This window comes from Marmoricola sp. OAE513 (genome assembly GCF_040546585.1).
Lineage (GTDB): Bacteria > Actinomycetota > Actinomycetes > Propionibacteriales > Nocardioidaceae > Marmoricola.
In genome coordinates, this window is sequence record NZ_JBEPOC010000001.1 from 20,962 (window position 1) to 43,045 (window position 22,084).

20 protein-coding genes are annotated in these 22,084 nt (G+C 68.7%); 12 read left to right on the plus strand and 8 right to left on the minus strand.

The features are described 5' to 3' along the window. Positions 1 to 3: 3 nt before the first annotated feature. Entirely contained in the window at positions 4 to 1,164 is a 1,161-nt protein-coding gene (locus tag ABIE44_RS00115) for a 3-ketosteroid-9-alpha-monooxygenase, oxygenase component (RefSeq protein ID WP_209713797.1), read from the minus strand. 119 nt (positions 1,165 to 1,283) lie between these two features. On the opposite strand from ABIE44_RS00115, the gene ABIE44_RS00120 reads away from it, so the two are divergent. Genes ABIE44_RS00120 through ABIE44_RS00140 form a run of 5 tightly spaced genes read left to right on the plus strand, consistent with a single transcriptional unit; the run spans position 1,284 to position 6,611 of the window. Further along, positions 1,284 to 2,492 carry an acyl-CoA dehydrogenase family protein gene (locus tag ABIE44_RS00120; RefSeq protein WP_209713795.1) on the plus strand — a complete coding sequence of 403 codons (1,209 nt, stop codon included), beginning with the start codon at positions 1,284 to 1,286 and terminating at the stop codon, positions 2,490 to 2,492. A gap of 12 nt (positions 2,493 to 2,504) precedes the next feature. Beyond that, the gene (locus tag ABIE44_RS00125; protein ID WP_209713793.1) at positions 2,505 to 3,593 is read left to right on the plus strand and encodes an acyl-CoA dehydrogenase family protein; all 1,089 of its coding nucleotides are present in this window, start codon (positions 2,505 to 2,507) and stop codon (positions 3,591 to 3,593) included. Further along, positions 3,590 to 5,119, plus strand: a complete 1,530-nt coding sequence (locus ABIE44_RS00130) for an AMP-binding protein (protein WP_209713791.1) — start codon at positions 3,590 to 3,592, stop codon at positions 5,117 to 5,119. Before ABIE44_RS00125 ends, ABIE44_RS00130 begins: the two co-directional genes overlap by 4 nt. A 23-nt stretch (positions 5,120 to 5,142) precedes the next feature. Then, positions 5,143 to 5,886 carry an RDD family protein gene (locus ABIE44_RS00135; protein ID WP_209713789.1) on the plus strand — a complete coding sequence of 248 codons (744 nt, stop codon included), beginning with the start codon at positions 5,143 to 5,145 and terminating at the stop codon, positions 5,884 to 5,886. Further along, on the plus strand, positions 5,883 to 6,611 hold the full coding sequence (locus ABIE44_RS00140) for an RDD family protein (protein WP_209713787.1): 729 nt from the start codon (positions 5,883 to 5,885) through the stop codon (positions 6,609 to 6,611). The genes ABIE44_RS00135 and ABIE44_RS00140 overlap by 4 nt, the downstream gene beginning before the upstream one ends. Here ABIE44_RS00140 and ABIE44_RS00145 read toward each other — a convergent pair. The 5 genes from ABIE44_RS00145 to ABIE44_RS00165 form a co-directional block, all read right to left on the minus strand. Beyond that, positions 6,598 to 8,016, minus strand: a complete 1,419-nt coding sequence (locus ABIE44_RS00145) for an LVIVD repeat-containing protein (protein WP_209713785.1) — start codon at positions 8,014 to 8,016, stop codon at positions 6,598 to 6,600. The genes ABIE44_RS00140 and ABIE44_RS00145 overlap by 14 nt on opposite strands. Before the next feature lie 64 nt (positions 8,017 to 8,080). Further along, positions 8,081 to 9,574 carry an LVIVD repeat-containing protein gene (locus tag ABIE44_RS00150; RefSeq protein ID WP_209713783.1) on the minus strand — a complete coding sequence of 498 codons (1,494 nt, stop codon included), beginning with the start codon at positions 9,572 to 9,574 and terminating at the stop codon, positions 8,081 to 8,083. 41 nt (positions 9,575 to 9,615) lie between these two features. Further along, positions 9,616 to 10,230, minus strand: coding sequence for a LysE family translocator (locus ABIE44_RS00155; RefSeq protein ID WP_209713781.1), 615 nt, complete (start codon positions 10,228 to 10,230; stop codon positions 9,616 to 9,618). A 55-nt stretch (positions 10,231 to 10,285) separates the two neighbouring features. After that, positions 10,286 to 11,386 carry an NAD(P)H-dependent flavin oxidoreductase gene (locus ABIE44_RS00160; protein WP_209713779.1) on the minus strand — a complete coding sequence of 367 codons (1,101 nt, stop codon included), beginning with the start codon at positions 11,384 to 11,386 and terminating at the stop codon, positions 10,286 to 10,288. Then, a complete protein-coding gene (locus ABIE44_RS00165) occupies positions 11,386 to 13,041 on the minus strand; it encodes an acyl-CoA synthetase (RefSeq protein WP_209713777.1) in 1,656 nt (551 codons plus the stop codon). Before ABIE44_RS00165 ends, ABIE44_RS00160 begins: the two co-directional genes overlap by 1 nt. A gap of 47 nt (positions 13,042 to 13,088) precedes the next feature. Between ABIE44_RS00165 and ABIE44_RS00170 the strand changes: the two genes are divergently transcribed. From ABIE44_RS00170 to ABIE44_RS00195, 6 genes are all read left to right on the plus strand, one after another. After that, positions 13,089 to 13,871 carry a crotonase/enoyl-CoA hydratase family protein gene (locus ABIE44_RS00170; protein ID WP_209713775.1) on the plus strand — a complete coding sequence of 261 codons (783 nt, stop codon included), beginning with the start codon at positions 13,089 to 13,091 and terminating at the stop codon, positions 13,869 to 13,871. 152 nt (positions 13,872 to 14,023) lie between these two features. Beyond that, positions 14,024 to 14,722 (plus strand): DUF3137 domain-containing protein, encoded by a 699-nt coding sequence (locus tag ABIE44_RS00175; RefSeq protein WP_209713773.1) that lies wholly within the window; start codon positions 14,024 to 14,026, stop codon positions 14,720 to 14,722. A gap of 55 nt (positions 14,723 to 14,777) precedes the next feature. Next, the gene (locus ABIE44_RS00180; RefSeq protein ID WP_209713771.1) at positions 14,778 to 15,338 is read left to right on the plus strand and encodes a LemA family protein; all 561 of its coding nucleotides are present in this window, start codon (positions 14,778 to 14,780) and stop codon (positions 15,336 to 15,338) included. A 56-nt stretch (positions 15,339 to 15,394) separates the two neighbouring features. Then, entirely contained in the window at positions 15,395 to 16,471 is a 1,077-nt protein-coding gene (locus ABIE44_RS00185; RefSeq protein ID WP_209713769.1) for an SGNH/GDSL hydrolase family protein, read from the plus strand. A gap of 3 nt (positions 16,472 to 16,474) precedes the next feature. Next, a complete protein-coding gene (locus tag ABIE44_RS00190) occupies positions 16,475 to 17,614 on the plus strand; it encodes an SGNH/GDSL hydrolase family protein (protein ID WP_209713767.1) in 1,140 nt (379 codons plus the stop codon). A 98-nt stretch (positions 17,615 to 17,712) separates the two neighbouring features. Further along, positions 17,713 to 18,840 carry an SGNH/GDSL hydrolase family protein gene (locus tag ABIE44_RS00195; RefSeq protein WP_209713765.1) on the plus strand — a complete coding sequence of 376 codons (1,128 nt, stop codon included), beginning with the start codon at positions 17,713 to 17,715 and terminating at the stop codon, positions 18,838 to 18,840. Between the two features lie 17 nt (positions 18,841 to 18,857). Here the strand turns inward: ABIE44_RS00195 and fadD8 are convergent, their stop codons facing one another. After that, positions 18,858 to 20,501 (minus strand): fatty-acid--CoA ligase FadD8, encoded by a 1,644-nt coding sequence (fadD8, locus tag ABIE44_RS00200; RefSeq protein WP_209713763.1) that lies wholly within the window; start codon positions 20,499 to 20,501, stop codon positions 18,858 to 18,860. Between the two features lie 71 nt (positions 20,502 to 20,572). Here fadD8 and ABIE44_RS00205 point away from each other — a divergent pair, with 71 nt between their 5' ends. Next, on the plus strand, positions 20,573 to 21,013 hold the full coding sequence (locus ABIE44_RS00205; RefSeq protein WP_209713761.1) for a VOC family protein: 441 nt from the start codon (positions 20,573 to 20,575) through the stop codon (positions 21,011 to 21,013). 15 nt (positions 21,014 to 21,028) lie between these two features. Here ABIE44_RS00205 and ABIE44_RS00210 read toward each other — a convergent pair whose 3' ends face one another. Further along, the gene (locus tag ABIE44_RS00210) at positions 21,029 to 22,075 is read right to left on the minus strand and encodes an LLM class F420-dependent oxidoreductase (RefSeq protein WP_209713759.1); all 1,047 of its coding nucleotides are present in this window, start codon (positions 22,073 to 22,075) and stop codon (positions 21,029 to 21,031) included. Positions 22,076 to 22,084: the final 9 nt, after the last annotated feature.

The window sequence follows — 22,084 nt, forward strand, 5'->3', positions numbered from 1 at the left end:
CGATCAGTGGTGGACCGGTCGCCCGGCCTCTGCCTCTTCGGCAGCCCGCTTCGCGAGGTTCTCGGCGACCTCGGCGTGCCAGAACTCGTTGGCCTTGGTGGTGTCGACCTCGAACTCGAAGCGCTCGGTCATCTCGGGGACGACGTCGGCCTTGTCCACGTAGAACTGCTCGTACCAACGACGCAGCTGGTAGACCGGGCCGTCCTCCTCGCACAGCAGCGGGTTCTGGACGGCGACCTTGTTCTTCCAGATGTGCACGTCCTGGAGGAAGCCCTCGCCGAACATCTTCGTGTACTTCTCGGCGATGAAGGCGACGGTCGCGTCGTCCATGCCCTCGGGCTTCTTCACCGTGATGCCGTACTGCAGCGTGAACGAGTTCGGGCTGGTGGCGATGTGGGTGTTGACCAGGATGACCTCGGTCTTGAAGCCCTTGTAGTCGACCCAGAGCCAGTTGATCATGTACGACGGCCCGTAGTAGGTGGCCTCGGACTTGAGGAACAGGTCCGAGCCCGCGGAGCTGTAGCCCTCGGCCTTGTCGGGACGGCCGGTCGACTCCATGAACTGGGTCGCCATGTGGCCCTCGAAGACGTTCCGGAAGCTCGTCGGGAACGAGAAGTGCACGTAGTAGAAGTGCGCCATGTCGGCGACGTTGTCGATGAGCTCGCGGCAGTTGGAGCCCTCGATCTCGGTGATGTTCCACGACCAGTCGGCGTACTCGCCCTCGGCGAGGCCGGGCAGCTGGATCGGGAGGATCGAGCGGTCGGCGGCGGAGCCCTCGGGATCCATCCAGATGAAGAGCTGGTCGTTGACGATCGCGGTCTCGTAGCGCAGCGTCTTGGCACGCAGCGGCACCCGGCGGGCGTACGGGATCGCCTTGCACTTGCCGTCGCCGCCCCAGCGCCAGTCGTGGAACGGGCACGCGATGTCGTCGCCCTTGACCTCGCCCTGGGTCAGGTCGCCCCCCATGTGCCGGCAGTAGCCGTCCAGGACGTTCAGCTCGCCCTTGCTGTCCTGCCACACGACGAGCTTGCCGTCGAACGCGTTGATCGCGTGGGGCTTGCCGTCCCGGAAGGTCTCAGCCAGGCCGAGGCAGTGCCAACCGCGGGCGTAACGGCTCGGCGCGACGCCCTGGTCGAGCGAACGAGCTTCGGTGGCGGTGCTCATGGGTGACCTCCGTTGACGGCGGGTTTCTCTTCCGTAAAACAAGAACAGGTTATAGTTTTGCGCGTAGTTATTCCAGTCCTTGGCGCCGTGGCGCTCCTGACCAGTATGGGGATCTCTTCATGAAAATCGCACTGAACGAGGAGCACGAGGCGCTCCGCGCCGAGCTGCGCGACTACTTCGGGCAGCTGGTCACCGACAAGGTGCGGGCCGGCCTCTCCGTCGCGACGAGCGAGTTCAAGGAGACCGGCGACGTGATGGGCGAGTTCGGCGATGCCACCGTCTACAAGGACGTCATCCGGCAGATCGGCCACGACGGCTGGCTCGGCATCGGCTGGCCCGAGGAGTACGGCGGTCAGAACCGCTCGATGATGGAGCAGCTGATCTTCACCGACGAGGCCGCCATCGCCGGCGTCCCGATCCCGTACCTCACGCTCAACACGGTCGGCCCCACGATCATGCGGTTCGGCACCGACGCCCAGAAGGAGGAGATCCTCCCCAAGATCCTCAAGGGCGAGATGCACTTCTCGATCGGCTACTCCGAGCCCGGCTCGGGCACCGACCTGGCCAGCCTGCAGACCAAGGCGCGGCTGGAGAACGGCGAGTGGGTGATCAACGGCCAGAAGATGTGGACCTCGCTGATCCAGTACGCCGACTACATCTGGCTCGCCGCCCGTACCGACCCGGACCTTCCGCGCCACAAGGGTCTCTCGATGCTCCTGGTCCCGGCCGACGCGGAGGGCTTCTCCTACTCCCCCGTGCACACCGTCGCCGGCGTCGGCACCAGCGCCACCTACTACCAGGACGTCCGCGTGCCCGAGGAGAACCTCGTCGGCGGACTGAACGGCGGCTGGGCGCTGATGACCAACCAGCTCAACCACGAGCGGGTGGCGCTGACGTCGGCCGCGCCGCTGATGCACTCGGTCGGGTTGGTCCGCGAGTGGGCGCAGAACACCAAGAACCCGGACGGCACCCGCGTCATCGACGCCGAGTGGGTCCAGGTGCTGCTCGGCCGCGCCCACGCCCGGGTCGACATGCTCAAGCTCCTCAACTGGAAGCTCGCCTCGGCCACCGACGACCTGTCGCCGGCGCACGCCTCGGCGACCAAGATCTACGGCTCCGAGCTCGCCACCGAGGTCTACCGCTCGCTGATGGAGATCGTCGGACCGGACGCGATCGTCAACGGCGACTCGCAGGGAGCCGTGCTCCGCGGTCGCCTCGAGCGTTTCTACCGCTCCGCCTTGGTGATGACCTTCGGCGGCGGCACCAACGAGATCCAGCGGGACATCATCGGCTACGTCGGGCTCGGCATGCCCGTCGAGAAGCGCTAGAGGAAGACGGACATGGACTTCACCTTCACCGAGACCCAGAACGACGCGTCCGAGCTGGCCGCGACCATCTTCAAGAACGAGTGCACCCCCGAGCGCCTCAAGGCTGCCGACCCGGGCCGATTCGACCAGGCGCTGTGGGCCAAGCTGGCCGACGCCGGTCTGCTCGCGCTCTCGCTGCCCGAGGAGGACGGCGGCGCCGGGCTGGGCGTGCTCGAGCTGTGCTCGGTCCTCATCGAGGCCGGCAAGCTCGTCGCTCCCGTCCCGCTCACCAGCCACCTGCCGGCCACGCTCGCCGTGGCCCGGTTCGGCTCCGAGGCGACCAAGGCCGGGCTGCTGCCGGGCGCGGTCTCCGGCGAGAAGATCCTGAGCGCGGCGATCTCCGAGGAGCGGGACCACCTGCCCGTCACCCCGACGACGACCGCGTCCGGCTCCGGCGACACGTGGTCGCTGACCGGTGTAAAGAGCGTGGTGCCGTCGGCGACCCGCGCTGCCGCGTTCGTGGTCACCGCCTCCACGCCGGACGGCACCCGCGCGTTCGTCGTGGAGCCCGGTGACGGCGTGAACATCGTCGAGCAGCGGATCAGCGACGGCACCCGCGTGGGTCGGGTCGAGCTCGACGGGGCCCCCGGCACGCTGCTGGGCGACGCGGACACGATCAGCTGGCTGCACCAGCACCTCTCGCTGGCCGCTTCGGCGTTCGAGCTCGGCGTGGTCAAGGGTGCGCTCGAGCTCACCGCGGCGTACTCCAAGACCCGCGAGCAGTTCGGTCGGCCGATCGGCACCTTCCAGGCCGTGCGCCAGCGTCTCGCCGACGGCTACATCGACCTGCTCGGTGCCGACCTGATGCTGTGGCAGGCCGCCTGGCGCCTCGACGAGGGGCTGGAGGCCGAGACCGAGGTGGCCGGGGCCAAGCTCTGGGCCGCGGACGCCGGGCACCGGATCGCGCACACCACCGTGCACGTGCACGGCGGTGTCGGCATCGACATGGACGGCGAGGCGCACCGCTACTTCACCGTCGGCAAGCTCGGTGAGTTCCTGCTCGGTGGCAGCACCGACCAGGCCCGCAAGATCGGCGCGCTGCTCGCGTCGGAGCCTGTGTGACGGTACGAGCGCTGCTGGAGGCCCGGGCGGAGGACGACTCCCCCGGGCTTCTCGCCGGTGACCGCTCGTGGTCCTGGCGCGAGTACGTCGCCGGGTCCCGGGGCCGGGCAGCCGCGTTGCACTCGCTGCTGGACGCGTCGCGGCCGCCGCACGTCGGGGTGCTGCTCGACAACACCCCGGAGATGGCGTTCCAGCTCGCGGCCGCGGGCTGGGGCGGGCACGTGCTCGGCGGGCTGAACACGACCCGGCGCGGCGATGGGCTGCTCGCGGACATCCGCAAGGCCGACGTCCAGGTGCTCGTCACCGACGAGACGCACGCGCCGCTCCTCGTCGGCCTCGACCTGGACGGCGTCACCGTGCTGGACGCGTCGCACGCCTGGCCGGCCGACGCCCCGCCGCCCCCGGCCGACCCCCGGCCGGACTCGCTGTTCATGCTGATCTTCACCTCGGGCACCTCGGGGGACCCCAAGGCCGTCCGAATCACCCACGAGAAGATCTCCTTCCCCGCGGGCTACCTCACCGAGCGGCTGGGCCTGTCCGGCGACGACGTGCACTACATCTCGATGCCGCTGTTCCACTCCAACGCCGTCGTGGCCGGCTGGGCGCCGGCACTGTTCAACGGCGCCACCATCGCGCTCGCCGAGAAGTTCTCGGCGTCCGGGTTCCTCCCCGACGTCCGCCGGTACGGCGCGACGTACGCCAACTACGTCGGCAAGCCGCTCGCCTACATCATGGCGACACCGGCGGCGGACGACGACGCGGACAACCCGCTGCGCCTGGTCTTCGGCAACGAGGGCAACGAGCGGGACATCGCGGCGTTCGGCGAACGTTTCGGCTGTCGGGTGGTGGACGGCTTCGGGTCCACCGAGAACGCCGTCGTCATCTCCCGGGTCGAGGGGACGCCTCCCGGCGCGCTCGGTCAGCCCGGCCCCGGTGTGGCCGTCTACGACCCGGAGACCCGCACCGAGTGCCCGCGCGCGGTGTTCGACGAGACCGGCGCGGTGGTGAACCTCGAGGAGTGCACCGGCGAGCTGGTGAACACGACCGGGACCGGGCAGTTCGCCGGCTACTACAACGACGAGGCCGCCACCGCCGAGCGGATGCGCGGCGGGATGTACTGGTCCGGCGACCTCGGCTACCGCGACGCCGACGGCTGGATCTACTTCGCCGGCCGCACCGCCGACTGGCTGCGCGTGGACGGCGAGAACCTGGCGGCGGCCCCGATCGAGCGGATCCTGCTGCGGCACCCGGACATCTCGGAGGCGGCCGTGTACGCCGTCCCCGACCCGGCCTCCGGCGACCAGCTGGTGGTCGCCCTGGTGGTCACCGCCCCGATCACACCGGACGCGTTCGGCGCTTTCCTCGCCGAGCAGCCCGACCTGGCGAGCAAGGGGTGGCCGCGCTTCGTGCGGATCGTGGACGCGCTCCCCCGGACCGCCACCAACAAGGTGCTCAAGCGCGAGCTCGCGAACGACACGGACAAACCGACCTGGACCCGCGAGGAGCGTGGTCGGGCCTACGCTTGAGCCCTCGGGTCGAGGAGGCCGACATGTCCGACGTCCAGGTTCCTGCAGGGTGGTACGCCGATCCGGTGAGCTCGAACGTGCCGATGGAACGGCACTGGGACGGGCACACCTGGACCCGGCACGTCCGACCGGCCGAAGGCGTCCCCCGCGGACCCGTCGACGGGCCGTACCCCGGCGCCCCGTTCGCCACCTCGACCGCCCTCACGACTCCGTACGGCGAGACGGTCGCCGGCTGGCCGGTGCGGGCGGTGGCGGCGTTCATCGACGGGCTCGCGCTGCTCCCGCTCCTCGTGGTGGTGGGGCTGCCCTCGGTCCTGGCCGACGGGGACAACGTCAAGACCTGGTGGAACAGCCTCAGCGACCGCAACGAGAACCCCCCGGTGTTCGATCCCAGCACCGGACGCGGCGTGGTCTTCTACGGCTCGCTGATCCTGGTGACCGCTGCGTTCCACGCGCTGTTCCTGCACCGCAGGCAAGCCACGCCGGGCAAGCTCGCCTTCAACCTGCGGGTACGGCGCCGCCAGACGCCAGGCCCGCTCCCCTGGTCGACGATCGCCGCACGCGTCGGCGTGCTGACGGCGTTCACCGCCGGGTACTACCTGGTGCCGCCGGTCGCTCTCGCCGTCGGCGCGCTCGCCCTGCTCGACGTGCTCTGGCCGCTGTGGGACAAGAACAACCAGGCCCTGCACGACAAGGTCGCGGGTACGAGCGTGGTGCTCGTGCCCCCGGCCCGGCCGGACCAGGTCTCTGACACACTTCCGGCATGACCCAGATCCCTGCCGGCTGGTACCCCGACCCTGCTGCTCCCGACCCCGCGAAAGCCGGGTCCCGCTACTGGGACGGCAACGCCTGGACCGAGCAGGTGCAGGCGCCCTCGGCTCCGGCCGCCTACCCGCCGGCGTACCCGCAGTACACCGCGCCGTCGTCGTTCTACGACCAGGGCGTGCCGTCGACGCCCGACGGTCAGCCGCTCGCGGGCTGGTGGATGCGGGTGCTCGCGACGATCCTGGACGCCTTCTTCCAGGTACCCCTGCTCGTCCTGGCGGCGCTGCCGGCCGTGACGGCGAACTGGGACAGTCTGGAGAAGTGGGTCGACGACAACACCTCCGGCGGGACGTTCAGCTACGAGAGCGGCGACAAGCTGCCCGCCGTCCTGGACATCACCACCGGCCCGGGGCTAGCGCTGTACGCCTCGGTCATCGCTGCCAGCGCGCTGTACTCGCTGGTCTTCCTGTTCTGGAAGCACGCGACGCCCGGGAAGCTGGCCGTCGGCCTCCGGATCCGCCGGCGCGAGACCGATGACCTGCCGGCTGCGACCATCCTGGTCCGGTTCGCCTTCGTGTTCCTGCTCGGCCTGCTCACGAACCTGCCGCTCGTCGGCACCCTGTTCGTCCTGCTGGTCCTGCTCGACTACCTCTGGCCCCTGTGGGACAAGAACAAGCAGGCGCTGCACGACAAGATCGTCGGCACGAACGTCGTCAAGAAACGCTGAGTCCGTTCGTCAGCCTCACCACGTAGAAACCCGTCCCGGTGTCGGTGTACCAGACCTCGTTGCGCTCGGCGTCCCACGCGGGCTGCGAGTACGCCGCACCGCCGTCGGAGTCCGGCTTGTTGAAGTAGCCGACCTCCTTCGGGTTCTGGACGTCGCTGATGTCGAAGAGGCGCAGACCGGACAGGATCATCGAGCAGCCCGCGATCTTCGGGTTGTCCCGCGTCGGGACGCTGCAGTAGTGGCCGGCGTACCCGCCGAGCGGGCTGGAGTTGCCCGGGTCCTTGGTCTGCTCGCCGGCGTGCTCGGCCGGCTGGTGGACCTCGAGCCTGATGTCGGAGACCTGGTACGGGTGCCGCGGGTCGTCGACGTTGATGATCCGGGCAGCTCCGACGGGCGAGTGCTTGATGTCCGACAGGCCGCTGAACGAGAACAGGTCGACGAACTCGTCGACCTCGAGCAGGTACTGGTGGCCGTTCTGGGTGAACGGCTGCGCCACCTGCGGGATCGAGGAACCGCGCCAGGTCATCGTGGCGAGGACCGGCGCCTTCGGGTTCTTGACCCGGTCCTGGATCTGGCTGACGTCGATGATCCGCAACCCGCCGCCGGAGAGGAAGTTGGGTCCGGGCTGGCCGATGTGGGCGGCGTACAGGGTGCGGCCGTCGTCGGAGAGCCGGAGCCCGTGGTACTGCACGTTGAGCTCGGTGAAGATCGTCCTCGGCACCCTCGGGTTGCTGACGTCGATCGCGGCGAGGGTGAAGATGGTGCTGCCCGCGTAGACGGTGTTGCCGTCCGGGGAGAACCCGCTCTCGTGGCCGAGCACGGCCGACGGCGTGCTGGAGAGCAGCTTGGGCTTGCGGCAGTCGGTCCTGACGTCGTACAGGTCCATGATGCCGGGCGCGGTCAGCACGTTGCCGAAGGTCGCCATCAGGATGCCGCGCTTCTCGTTGACCAGCAGCGACTCGTGCGGGCTCAGCATCGCCGGGCTGACCAGCGTCGCCGTGCGCCGCGGGTGAGCCGGGTCGTTCATGTCGAGCACGACGACACCGATGCCGGCGTTCTTCAGCAGGTTGGTCAGCGTCGAGGTGGGCGGCACCAGCGCCGTGGAGTCGTAGAACGCGCAGGTGTTGCCGGCGGCATCGGTGTAGCGCAGCGCCTTGAAGCCGCCGCTGGAACCCTCGTGCGCGACCTCGGCGGTGTTGCACAGGTACCCCTGCTCGACCCGGCCCGAGGTGTAATCAGCCTTGGGCACCCGGCCCTGGATGTCGGTCTCGGGCAGCGAGCCCGGCCCGCACACGGCCCGCGGGACCGGCTGACGCTCGGGCTCGTCGGCGGCACTGGCCCCGTCCAGCAGGAACGGGACCACCGCGGCCAGGCACAGGCAGACGACAGCGAGAAGACGGCGCACGGACGCGGTGGTGCGGTGAGGGACGACCATGCCTGGTTAACGAGCGAGCAGTTAACGGGGTACGTCAGTGCAACAGCTTCTCCACGCCGTTGGTGAGTCTCACGACGTAGAACCCGGAGTTGCTGTCGGTGTACCAGACCTCGTTGCGCTGGACGTCCCACGCGGGCTGCGACATCGCGTACGCACCGATCGCCGGGATCAGGGTGATCTTGGTGTTCTTCGGCACCGGCTTGTTGAAGTAGCCGACCTCCCGCGGGCGGGTCACGTCGGAGATGTCGAAGAGCCGGAGCCCCGACAGGATCATCGAGCAGCCCGCGATCTTCGGGTCCTTCCGCGTCGGCATGCTGCAGTAGTGGCCGGCGTAGCCCTGCGCGACGAAGCTCGCTCCCGGGTCGTGGCTCTGCTCCCCGTCGCGCTGGCTGGGTTCGTGCACCTTGAGCCGGATGTCGCTGACCACCCGCGGGTGGCGCGGGTCGTCGACGTCGATGATCCGGGCAGCGCCGACCGGAGCGCGCTTGAGGTCCACCAGCCCCTTGAACGAGACCAGGTCGACGAACTCGTCGATCTCCAGCACGTACTTGCGCCCCTTGCTGGTGAACGGCTCGGCGACCTGCGGGATCGAGACGTCCCGCCAGGTCAGCTTGGAGAGGATCTTGGCCTTCGGGTTCTTGACCCGGTCCTGGATCTGGCTGACGTCGACGATCGTCAGTCCGCTGCCGGTGATGCCGCCGGGCCCGGGCTGCCCGAGCGAGGCGGCGTACAGGGTGCGACCGTCGTCGGAGACCCGCATCCCGTGGTACATCACGCCGAACTCGGAGTAGATCGGGCGCGGCGCGCGCGGGTTGGTGAGGTCGACCGCGACGAAGCTGAGGAAGGCGCTCGAGACGTAGAACGTCATCCCGTCCGGGGAGAACCCGCTCTCGTGGCCGAGCAGCCCGGCCGGCGTGGAGGACAACAGCTTCGGCTTGCGGCAGTCGGTCTTCACGTCGTACACGTCGAGGATGCCGGGGGCGGTGGCGAAGGTGCCGAGCACGCCGACGAGCAGTCCGCGCTTCTCGTTGACCAGCAGCGACTCGTGCGGGCTCAGCATGCCGACCGTGGTGAGGTTCGCCGTCTTCTTCGGGTGCGCCGGGTCGGTCATGTCGAGGACGACCGTGCCGAGCCCGTCACCCGACAGGGTGTTGGACACGATGTCGCGCGGGACCGTCAGCGTGGAGTCGTAGAACGCGCAGGTGTGCCCCTGGGAGTCCGTGTAGCGCAGCGTCTTGAAGCCGCCCGAGGAGCCCTGGTGGCTGGTCTGGGTGGTGTTGCAGAGGTATCCCTCCTTCACCCGCCCCGAGGTGTAGTCCGACTTCGGGACCCGTCCCTGCGTCGAGGTCTCCGGGAGCGCACCGGGACCGCAGTCGGCCTTCGGTACGGCGAGCGGGCCGACGACGCTGCTGGCGTCGTCCTGGGAGGTGACCAGCGTGACGCCTGCGAACAGCACCGCGGTGAACAGCACGGCGCCCAGACGGCGCAGGGCTCCCGGACGGGCGACGGCAGAGTTCGGAACGACCATGCCGTGACCCTAGGGCAGCAGGTGCCGCGCGGCCAGGATGTCTACTCCGTGGCGAGACGGACGCCGAAGGCGACCAGGATGCCCGCAGTGGCGACGTCCATCCGACGCCGGATGGTCGGCGTGCTCATCCAGGTGCGGACCTTTTCCGCCACCCCCAGCAGCGCCAGCCAGTAGAGCGCGGTGAGCAGCACGAAGATGCCGCCGAAGGCAGCAGTGGTGAGCGTGACCGGGGCACCGTCGGGGACGAAGCCCGGCAGGAACGTCACGAAGAAGACGCCGACCTTCGGGTTGAACAGGTTGGTCAGGATGCCGGCGCGGAAGCCGGTCCCGAGCAGCGCCTTGCCGCTGCCGTCGGCCACCTCGGCCTCGATGGCGCCGCGAGTGCGCCAGGCCTGGACGCCGAGGTAGACCAGGTAGCAGGCACCGACCACGCGGAGGGCGTCGTACCCGATCTCGCTGGCCTTGAGCAGGGCCGCGAGGCCGAGCACCGCCGCACTGACCCAGACGGTGAGACCGACCAGGTTGCCGAGCGCCGTCAGGATCCCCTGGCGCCGTCCGCCGCGCAGGATGCTCCGGACCACGACGAGCGTGTCCGGGCCGGGAAGCAGCACGATCAGTGCGGCGGCGCCGGCGAAGGCCAGGTAGGAGACGAGCACCCGCCCAGTCTAGGACCGGACGGGTGCTCGTACGACGTGCTTTACGGGTGCTGCGTCAGCCCCGGATCTTCTCCAGGCGGGCGACGGTCTCCTCGTACTCGGCGATGAGCTCGGCCATCACCTGGGCGACCGGTCGGACCTCGTTGGTGCGCCCGATGATCTGGCCGGCCGGCATCGCGACGACGTCCGGGTCGTCGGCGGCGCTCATCCGGTTGTGCGCGTCGGAGACGAGCAGGTTCTGCAGCGGCATCGGGAGCGGCGCCGGGGCACCGTCCTCCTCCCACGCGTTGGTCCACTTGTTCTTCAGTAGGCGGGCCGGCTTGCCGGTGTAGACGCGGCTGCGAACGGTGTCGGCGGAGCCGGCCTTGAGCAGCGCCTTCTGGATCGCGTCGCTCTGACCGAGGTCGTACTCGGCGACGGTGAGCCACAGAGATCCCGTCCAGACGCCCTGGGCTCCGAGCGCGAGGGACGCCGCGACCTGGCGGCCGCAGCCGATGCCGCCGGCAGCGAGCACCGGGACGTCCGGCCCGACCGAGTCGACGATCTCCGGGGTGAGCACCATGCTGGCGATCTCACCGGTGTGGCCGCCGGCCTCGTAGCCCTGCGAGACGATGATGTCGACGCCGTTGGAGACGTGGCTTTGGGCGTGCTTGCCGGCGCCGGCCAGCGCTGCCACCAGGACGCCGTGCTCGTGCGCGAGGTCGATGACGTCCTTCGGCGGGGTGCCGAGTGCGTTGGCGATCAGCACCGGTCGGTGCTGGAGGGCAACGTCGACGTGGCTGCGCGCGGTGCTGTGCAGCCAGCCGAGCACACCTTCCCTGCCCTCACCTTCCGGCAGCGGCGGAACGCCGAGCTTGCGCAGCGTCTCCTCGACGAAGGTGACGTGCTCACCGGGGATGAGCTCCTTGAGATCCACCGACTTGCCCTCGGTCGGGATCTTCATCGGCATCACGATGTCGACGCCGTACGGCTTGCCGTCGGTGTTCTCGTCCATCCAGGTGAGCGTCTCGTCGAGCTCGCTGGCGTCGTTGAACCGGACTGCACCCAGCACGCCGAGGCCACCGGCGCGGGAGACCGCGGCCGCGACCTTCTCGGACGGGGTGAAGGCGAAGATCGGGTACTCGATGCCCAGTCGCTCGCAGAGTTCGGTACGCATTACTTGGTCGCTCCTGCAGTGTCGTTGGTCTTGGCGGCCAGGAGCAGCTCCTTGGCCTTCGGGTACTGCGCCTTGCCGGTGGCGTTGCGCGGGATTTCCGGGACGAGGGTCATCGTCCGGGGAAGCTTGTAGCCGGACAGGAACTCGCGGAGGAAGTCGCGCAGCTCCTCGAGCTCGACCGTCTCGTTCTCGCGCGGCTGGATCACCGCGGCGACCGCCTGGCCGAACTTCTCGTCCGGGATGCCGACGACGAGGACGTCGTACACGGCCGGGTGGCGCTTGATCGCCATCTCGACCTCTTCGGGGTAGACCTTCTCGCCACCGGTGTTGACGCAGTTGGAACCGCGTCCCAGCAGGGTGACCTTGTTGTCCTCCTCGATCCGGGCGAAGTCGCCGGGTACCGAGATCCGCATGCCGTCGACGACGAGGAAGGTCTCCGCGGACTTCTTCTCGTCCTTGTAGTAGCCGACCGGCACCGAACCGCCACGTCCCAGACGACCGACCTTGCCGACGTTCGTCGCCAGGTCCAGGACCTGGTTGTTCTCGTCGAGCACCACGCTGTTGGGACCGAGGCCCACGACGGGTCCGTCGCTGGAGATGTGGGTCTTGTCCTGCATGCCCATGCCCTGGAAGCCGGTCTCGGACGCACCGACCGAGTCGGTGTAGACCGGGTTGGGCAGCGCGGTCAGCCAGCGCTCCTTGACCGAGGGGCTGAAGATCGCCGCGCTGCTGGAGACGGCGAAGAGGCTGGCGCCGCTGTACGGCTCGCCGGTGGCCGCCTTGCGCTCGAACTCCTCGATCAGCGGACGGGCCATCGCGTCGCCGGTCATGAAGATCAGCATCACGCCGTTCTCGTCGATGATCTCCCAGGTGCGCTGGGGGTCGAACTTCGGCTCCAGGATCGTCAGGTGGCCGGCGAAGAGGTGCATCAGCAGGCCGGCCTGGGCGCCGCCGTGCATGAGCGGGCTGAGCGGGAAGGTGGTCATCCGGCCTTCCTGCGCGGCCTGCTTCGACTGGTCGAACTCGTCGAGCTTGTCGCCGGTGTAGAAGTCGATGCCGCCGCCGAGCGTGCGCCAGAAGTCCTCGTGGCGCCACATGACGCCCTTCGGGAAGCCGGTGGTGCCGCCGGTGTAGATGATGTGCAGGTCGTCGGCGCTGCGCTCCTCGAAGTCCCGCTCGGCGCTCTGGTCGGCGACCGCGTCGGCGTACAGGACCCCGCCGAAGGCGCTGATGTCGGACTGGTCGTCGGGCTCGATCACGTCGGGGACGATCACGACCGTCTGCAGTTTCTCGTGGTTCGGGAACGTCTTGGCGATCAGCGGCGCGTAGGTGCGCTCCGCGATCAGGGCGACGACGTCGGCGTTGTCGAACAGGTAGTTGAGCTCACCTTCGACGTAGCGGTAGTTCACGTTGATGTTGACGGCGCGGATCTTGACGATCGCGAGCACCGCGATGACGTGCTCGATGCTGTTCTTCGCGTACACCGCGACGTGGTCGCCGGCCTTGACGCCCTGGGACTGGAGGTAGTGCGCCAATTGGTTGGATTCGCGCTCCAGGTCCGCGAACGTGACGGTGCGGTCTCCCACCTTCACAGCGGGGTTCTCGGGCGCCGCGTCAACGGCGTGCTCGAACAGGTCAGCGATGTTGAGGGCCATGGGCGAAAGACTAGAACACGTTCTCGTTTGTGGCTAGCATTCCCCGCATGACGGACTGCCTCGTAGACCAAGACGGCCACAAGCTCATCGTGACGATGAACCGCCCCGAGCGGCGCAACGCGCTGTCCTCGGAGATGCTGCGGATCATGGAGGACGCCTGGGACCGGGTGAACTCCGACCCGGAGATCCGGGTCTGCATCCTCACCGGCGCGGGCGGCTACTTCTGCGCGGGCATGGACCTGTCCACCGCGAACGAGAAGCCGCCGGGCGACTCCTTCGAGTCCGGCGAGTTCGACCCGACCATCCTCAAGGGTCTGCTCAAGGGTTTCCGCCTGACCAAGCCGCTCATCGCCGCTGTCGAGGGCCCGGCCATCGCCGGTGGCACCGAGATCCTGCAGGGCACCGACATCCGGATCGCCGGCGAGTCCGCCAAGTTCGGCGTCGCCGAGGCGCGCTGGTCGCTCTACCCCCTCGGCGGTTCGGCCGTCCGGCTCCCCCGCCAGATCCCGTACACGGTCGCCGCGGAGCTGCTCCTCACCGGACGCCCGATCCTGGCTCCCGAGGCCAAGGAGCTCGGTCTGATCGGCCACGTCGTCCCGGACGGCACCGCGTTGGAGAAGGCGCACGAGATCGCCGACATGATCGCGGCCAACGGCCCGCTCGCCGTGCAGGCGATCCTCAAGACGATGCGCGACTCCGAGGGCAAGCACGAGGACGACTGCTGGGCCGACGACGCCAAGGTCGGTGCCGAGGTCTTCAAGTCCGAGGACGCCAAGGAAGGCCCGCGGGCGTTCCTGGAGAAGCGCCCCGCGCAGTTCAAGGGAGCCTGACCGGGCTGGGATGTCCCGCGCCGCGACGCCGAGCGGGCTGGGATGTCCCGCGCGCTCGGACATCTGCGCCCGGTCGGCGCTCGCAAGTGAGACATCTGTGCCCTCTCGGCGAAAGGTGGGGAGCCGCGGGCGGCTCGTGAGAACGTAGGCGCATGGCTGCTGTCGTGCTGATCGCGATCGTCGGGTTCGGCATCGTCGGCGTTCTCGGGTACTTCTCCTGGTTGGCGGCGAAGAAGCGCCGGGAGGCGCTCGCCGCACTGGCCGCGTCGCGCGGCTGGACCTACACCGAGCGGGACGACCGGTACGTCGACGAGTTCGACGGCTCGCCGTTCGGCACGGGCCACGACCGCCGTGCCACCAACGTGCTGTCCGGCACGTACGACGGCCGGGTGTTCCTCGCCTTCGACTACCGCTACTCCACGACCGAGCACTACACCGACAGCGACGGTCACTCGCGGACCCGCACCGAGACGCACCCGTACTCCGTGATCGCCCTGCAGATCGGCGCACAGGCCCCGAACCTGTCGGTCTCCCCCGAGGGCTTCTTCGGCCGGATGGTCGGCCGGCTCACCAACAACGACATCGAGATGGAGTCCGAGCAGTTCAACCGGGCGTTCACGGTGCACTGCGAGGACCGCAAGTTCGCCACCGACGTCCTGCACCCCCTGATGATGGAGTACCTGCTCACGCTCCCCGACCTGGCCTGGTCCTTCCGCGGCTCGTCGTTGGTCACCGTCGAAGCCGGTCAGCACTCGCTGGAGACGCTGGATGCGACCCTCGCGGCGATCGACGGCATCCTCGACCGGGTGCCCGGGTTCGTGCGCACCTCACTCGGCCTGCCGGAGACCTGACCCTCGTGGAGAACCTGCTCCTGCTCGTCGCGGCGCTGAGGTTAGGTTGTCGGGCATGGTGATCCTGTACGTGGTCCTCGGCGTCGTCGCCCTCGTCGGCCTCTCCGTCGTCGTGATGTACAACCGGTTCGTCCGGCAGCGCGTCCTCATCGACTCCTCCTGGGGTGGCATCGACGTCGAGCTGACCCGGCGGCACGACCTGATCCCGAACCTGGTCAGCACCGTGCAGGGGTACGCCACCCACGAGCGCGAGGTGCTCACCGCGCTGACCGCGGCACGGGAGCAGGCCACCGCCCACCAGAGCGACGCCCCGGCAGCACGCCAGCAGTTCGAGGAGCAGGTCGGCCAGACGCTGGGCACGGTGCTGGCGCGTGCCGAGGCCTACCCCGAGCTGAAGGCGAGCGCCAACTTCCTCGACCTGCAGCACCAGCTGACCGACACCGAGAACCGGATCGCTGCGGCCAGGCGGTTCTACAACCTCAACGTCGGCGCGTACAACACCCGGGTGCGCACGTTCCCCTCGAACGTGGTCGCCGGCATGTTCTCCTTCGGCCTCCGCGACATCTTCGAGGTCAGCGACGTCACCGTGCGCCAGAACCCCGAGGTCTCCCTCTAGGACGGGAGCTCATTTCGGGCCGCACCGCCCCAAATCTGGCTTATCCTGAGCGGGCGATGAAGCTCCGAACCCTCCCGCTCGGTCTGCTGTGCGCTGCTCTGGCGCTCGGCCCTGCTGTCGTGGGCGTGGGCAGCTCGGCGTCGGCCGAGGACGCGGAGATCACCCAGCCGGTGAAGATCATGCTGTCCGGCGACTCGATCACCCAGGGTTTCGACGGCGACTACACCTGGCGCTACCGCCTGGACCGCGAGCTGCGCCGCCAGGGCGTGAAGTTCGACTTCGTCGGCCCGTACAAGTACACCTACGGCGGAGCCAACCACTACCAGGTCAGCTCCGGCTGGGACACGGACCACGCGGCGACGGGTGGGACCCGGCTCCGGACGCAGATCGAAGAGCTGCCCAGCCAGATGTACAACGCCGATCCCGACGTCCTGGTCGCCCTCTACGGAACCACGGACCTGCTGCCCCGCACGGGCGTCATCTCCGTGCAGGACGAGATCAAGGACCTGAGGGACTACATCACCGAGGCGCGACAGGCCAACGGCAACATCCAGGTCGTGCTCGGCGAGGTCACCACGCGTCGGATCCCGAACCGGGTCGAGTTCAACAACGCCGTCAACGCGCTCGCCCAGCAGGAGACCGCGAACCCGTACTACCCCGACTCCCGCGTCGTCGTGGCCGACCTGGACTACCCCGGGTGGGACCCGACCAAGAACACCTACGACACCACGCACCCGAACCCGGTGGGCGAGGCGATCATCGCCCAGCGCGTCGGCTGGGCGCTGAACAAGGTGGGCGTGAAGGACTCGAGCGCCAAGGTCCTCCCCAGGGCTCCCGAGATCAAGTCGGCCGGCCTGATCTACAACCCGCCCTGGGCGCCGAAGATCAGGGTCGCCAAGGGCCGCAAGCTGGTCGTCGACTGGTACCAGACCAAGTGGCTGAACAAGCCTCAGCTGATGCAGATCCAGGTGAAGCGCCTCAAGACCAGGCGCACCGCGACGTCCGGCTGGATGAGCTCCTCGCAGTACATCTCCGCGAGACTGAAGAAGGGCAAGTACCAGATCCGCATCCACGGCCGTCGCCAGGCGATGATCTCGCCGTGGAGCAGGACCTGGACCGTCACGGTCCGATGAGACGTGCTCTCGGGACAGCAGGCGTCCTGGTCGCTCTCGTGGCGACCGGGTTGGCTCCGCTCGCGCCGACGGGTGGCGCCTGCGGCGACCGTCCCGAAGGTGATGGTCGTCGGCGACTCGGTGGCCCACCAGTTCGACGGCGACGTGACCTGGCGCTACCGGCTCGGCGTGGAGTTCAAGCGTCAGAACGCCGCGGTGAACTTCGTCGGCCCGTTCCGGTGGGGGTACGGCGAGAGCCACAACTACCTCGCCAAGAACTGGGACTCCGACCACGACTCCCAGGGCGCGACGCTGATCACCGACTTCATGGACATCTCACCGGTGCCCGGCGCCCCGAACTGGGGCCGGTTCAACATCGTCGACGAGATGCAGTCCCTCCAACCCGACGTCGTGGTCTCGGTGATGGGCAACAACGACGTCAACAACGCCATGGTCCTGCGCACGCTGGCCAACCCGATCTCGATCCGCGACCAGTACCGGGCCCAGGGTCGGTCCGTGCTGGTCGAGCAGCGCGTCGACGCGCTGGTCGACGGGGTGCTCGAGGACTACACCGCATTCCTGGCCTCGGCTCGCTCCCGGAAGGCCGACGTCAGGGTCGTCGTCAGCGAGATCACCAGCCAGCTGATCGAGCCCTGGGTGCGCGACGAGGTCAACGACGCCTTCGCGGCCCGGCTGCCCTCGACGTCCACCTCGCCGCTGGTCGTGGCGCTGAGCGACGACCCGAAGTGGGCGAAGGCGGGCTACACCGTGGACGGCATCCACACCACGCCGACCGGAGACCTGCTGATGGCGCAAAAGATGGCGACCGGGATCCACGCGGTGGCGCCCGCGGTACTCCCGGGCGCGGCCAAGGTGCCCCAGGTGACCGTGCCCTGGAGCCCCGTGCTCACCCCGAAGGTGTCCGTGTCCCGTCGCAAGGTCGTCGTCAACTGGGCGGCCACAGCACGGGCGAACACGGTCCTCGGCGTGCAGGTGAAGTTCACCGACCTGCAGAACAGGAAGTCGTACTACAGCACGCTGGCCCAGAAACCGTCGTGGACCTCGGCCGTCAAGCGTCCCGGACGCTACCGCGTGCAGATCCAGGGCATCCGCGGCACCATGCGCAGCACCTGGAGCAAGGTCTACGAGGTCCGGGTCCGGTAGCGCGGTACCTGAGGGGCGCCTGTGACTTCAGTCGCATCGCCAGTGCCTTGTCGATTCGCCTGAATCGGACCCCGTCGTTCGCCTACATTTTGCTCACCATGAAGGTGAAGCTCCTCGCCGCCGGTGCCCTTGCAGCGGCCCTCCTCGTCACGTGCGTACCGACCGGTGCGCACGCTGCTGACGCAGCCACGCCGACCAAGACCAGGATCATGTTCGCCGGCGACTCGATCACCGAGGGCATCGACGGGGACTACACGTACCGGTACCGGATGGCGATGGAGTTCCGGCGCCAGGGACTGCTGAAGACGGTCGACTTCGTCGGGCCGAGGACCTGGCCGGCGCACGGTCGGTACAAGCACTACCTGGCCGGCGGGTGGGACACCCACCACTACGGGATCGGCGGCACGATGCTGTCGCAGCGCCTGGACGACATCGGCACCGTGGTCAAGACGTACCAGCCCGACATCCTCGTCAGCTTCCTCGGCACCAACGACTTCCTGGACATTCCGCGCACCAACATCGGCAAGACGGCCGACCAGATGGCACCCCTGTACGCCGAGCGCATCAACCGCGTCCTCGACGACTGGATGACGTACTTGAAGGCCGCTCGTGCCAACAGCCCCGGCATCAGGATCGTTCTCGGCGAGCTCGTGACCCCGCGCGTCCCGAGCTGGGTACGCGACCAGTACAACCGTCGCCTGTCCGACCTCGCGAACAACCCGGGATGGTCCGGCGGCAGGATCACCGTGGCCCAGCTCGACGGATCCCTGTGGTCGTCGCCCGCCTACCTCTACGACACCATCCACCCCACGCCGACCGGCGAGTCGTTCCTCGCGCAGCGGTTCGCCGAGGCGATCCGCGAGGAGGTGCCGACGGTCTTCCGTGGAGCGCCGGCCATCTACCGGGGTTTCATCCCGTGGGACCCGAAGCTCAAGCCGACGATCAAGGTCCGGGGCAAGAAGCTCGTCCTCAGCTGGGCCCTCACCGCTGGCGAGAACTCCGTCCGCGCCATGCGGTTCAAGCTGATCAGCCCCAAGGCGGACGCGACGTCGACCAAGAAGGCCCGGAGGTCGACGACCAAGGTCTCGGCCTTCCGTGAGCTCGCGACCACCACCGGCTGGACCTCGGGCAGGCTGAAGCCCGGGGTGTACAAGATCCGGCTGCAGGGACAGCGGATGTACATGAACTCCACGTGGAGCAGGACCTACAAGGTCCGGATCAAGTAGGACCTGACCCCGCGACGTCAGCCGACGCTGCGGTCCCCGGTCCAGTACTGCGCCCGGAGAGCCTTCTTGTCCGGCTTGCCCAGTCCGGTGAGCGGCAGGGCGTCGATCGCGATGACCTGCTTGGGTGCCTGCACCGAGCCCTTCTTCTCCTTGACCATGTCCTGGATCTCGGCGATCACCGCGTCGGTCAGCTCGTGACCCTCGCGCATCACCACGATGGCGGCGACGGACTCCCCGAACTTCTCGTGCGGGATGCCGATCACGCCGACCTGGGCGATCGCCGGGTGCTCGGCCACCACGTCCTCGACCTCGCGCGGGAAGACGTTGAAGCCTCCGGTGACGATCATGTCCTTGGTCCGGTCGACGATGTACCAGAACCCGTCCTCGTCCTCCCGGGCGACGTCGCCGGTGTGCATCCAGCCGTCCTTCCAGGTCTCGGCGGTCTGCTCGGGCAGCTTCCAGTAGCCACCTGAGAGCAGCGGGCCGGCGACGCAGATCTCCCCCGGCTCGCCCTGGGCGACCGGCTGACCGTCCTCGCCGAGGAGCGCCGTACGGGCCAGCGCGGTCGGTCGACCGCACGAGGTGAGCCGGTGCTCCGCGGGGGTCCCGTCGGCGTTCACGTGGTCCCCCTTGGTGAAGTAGGTGATCACCATCGGTGCCTCGGACTGACCGTAGTACTGCGCGAAGATCGGGCCGAAGCGCTCGATGGCCTCCTTGAGCCGGACCGGGTTCATCGCGCTGGCGCCGTAGTAGACGGTCTCCAGCGAGGACAGGTCCCGGGTGTGGCTGTCGGGGTGGTCCATCAGCGCGTAGAGCATCGTCGGCACCAGCATCAGGGAGTTGATCTTCTTCTCCTCGATGGTGGCGAGCACCTCGGCCGGGTTGAACGTGCTCGTCACGAAGAGCGTGCCGCCCTTGATGACGACCGGCACGAAGAAGGCGGCGCCCGCGTGCGACAGCGGGGTGCACATGAGGAAGCGCGGCTCCTCGGGCCACTCCCACTCGGCGAGCTGGATGCTCGTCATCGTGTTCATGGTCTGGCTCATCCCGATGACGCCCTTGGGCTTGCCGGTGGTGCCACCGGTGTAGGTGATGGAGACCAAGTGGTCGGCGGGCAGCAGCCGCGCCTCGAGGGTGGTCGGCTCGAAGCCGGCAGCGACCTCGGTGAGGTCCGCGGTGGTCCGGCCGCTGTCGGCGGCAGCCTTGGCGATGCCCTCGGGGACGGGCCCGATGGTGAGGACCTGGGTCAGCGCCGGGCACTTCTCGAGCAGGGCGAGCGCACGCTCCTCGAAGTACGGGTCGATGATCAGGGTGGTGATCTCGGCGTCGTTGATGACGTAGGCGTGGTCGTCCGCCGAACCCAGCGGGTGCAGCGACGTACGGCGGTAGCCCTGGGTCTGGCCGGCGCCGAGGATGAAGAGCACCTCGGGCCGGTTAAGCGCGAGCAGCGCGCCGGCGGTGCCGAAGCCCGCGTCGAGCGACTCGAACGCCTGGATGTAGGTGCTGATCCGGTCCGCGACCTGCTGGCCGGTGAGCGTGACGTCACCGAGGTGGATGATCGGCCGGTTGTGGTGCCGACGCAGGGCGGCGACCATCAGGTGTCCGTTGTGGGTGCCGGTGCGGAGGTCTCCGGCGTTCGCGATCTCGCTCACGGTGCTCATGACGCCAGACTAGAACGTGTTCTAGGTCTAGGCAACGAGCAACGCCCTCGAGTTCGACCTAGGCTCGGTCCATGACCTTCTGGCAGCTGACCATCGACTGCCGCGACGCAGCGCGGCTCGCCGACTTCTGGGCCGAGGCACTCGGCTGGTCGCGGACTCCCCCGACCTCGCCGGACACACCGTGGTGGCGGCACTACCAGGGCCGGGCCGACGAGAACGGCGCGTTCTACGACCGGCTCTTCGACCCCGAGGGGTTCCGCCCACCCTTGTGGTTCCAGGAGGTGCCCGAGGCCAAGGTCGGCAAGAACCGGCTGCACGTCGACGTCTACGCCACCGGGCGCGACGAGAGCCTGTCGCTCGACGAGCGGATCGCGATCGTCGACGCGAAGGTCACCGCGCTGGTCTCCCTCGGCGCGACCGTGCTGCACGGCGAGCGCAGCGACGATCCCGCGGACCCGTACTGCTTCGTCACGCTCGCCGACCCCGAGGGGAACGAGTTCTGCGTCGGCTGAGGATCAGGCCCAGGTTCAGGCGAGGACGTCGGCCACGCGTCGCAGCTCCTCCGGCGTACGGCAGCTGAGAAGCAGGGTGGTGACGCCGGTCGCCTCCCACTCCGCGACGCGCTCCTTGACGTAACCCTCGGTCCCGATGATGTGCATGTCGTTGACCAGCTCGTCGGGGATGAGCGCGGTGGCCTCGGCCTTCTGGCCCGACAGGAACAGCCGCTGGACGTCGTCGGCGACGTCGCCGTAGCCCATCCGGGTGAAGACCTGGTGGTGGAAGTTCATCTCCTTGGCGCCCATGCCACCCATGTACAGCGCGACGATCGGCTTCATCGCGTCCACGACCGCCTGCTTGGCCGGGCCGTCGTCCTCGGTGAACTCGAGGTGGCAGGTCGCGGCGATCTCGAATGTCTCCCGGGTACGACGGGCACCCGGACGGGCGAAGCCCTCGTCGAGCCACGGCTGGTACATGCCGGCGGACTTCGGGGTGTAGAAGATCGGGATCCAGCCGTCGGCGATCTCGGCGGTCTGGGCGACGTTCTTCGGGCCCTCGGCGCCGAGCCAGATCGGGATGTCCTCGCGCAGCGGGTGGGTGATCGGCTTGAGCGGCTTGCCCAGGCCCATCGCACCGGGGCCGTTGTACGGCAGCGGGTGGTGCGGGCCGTCGTTGACGACCGGACCCTCACGGCGCAGCACCTGGCGGATGATGTCCACGACCTCGCGCGTGCGGGCCAGCGGCTTGGAGAACGGCACGCCGTACCAACCCTCCACGACCTGCGGCCCGGACACGCCCATGCCGAGGATCATCCGGCCGTTGGAGAGGTGGTCGAGGGTCAGAGCGTGCATCGCGATGCTGGTCGGGGTGCGCCCGGACATCTGCACGATGCTCGTCCCGAGACGGACCCGACTGGTGTCCTTGCCCCACCACGCCAGGGGCGTGAACGCGTCCGAGCCCCAGGCCTCGGCCGTGAAGATCGCGTCGAAGCCGGACTCCTCAGCGGCGGCGACGAGCTCGGCGTGGTTGGTCGGCGGGCCTGCCTGCCAGTAGCCGAGCTGCAGTCCGAGCTTCATGTTCTCTCC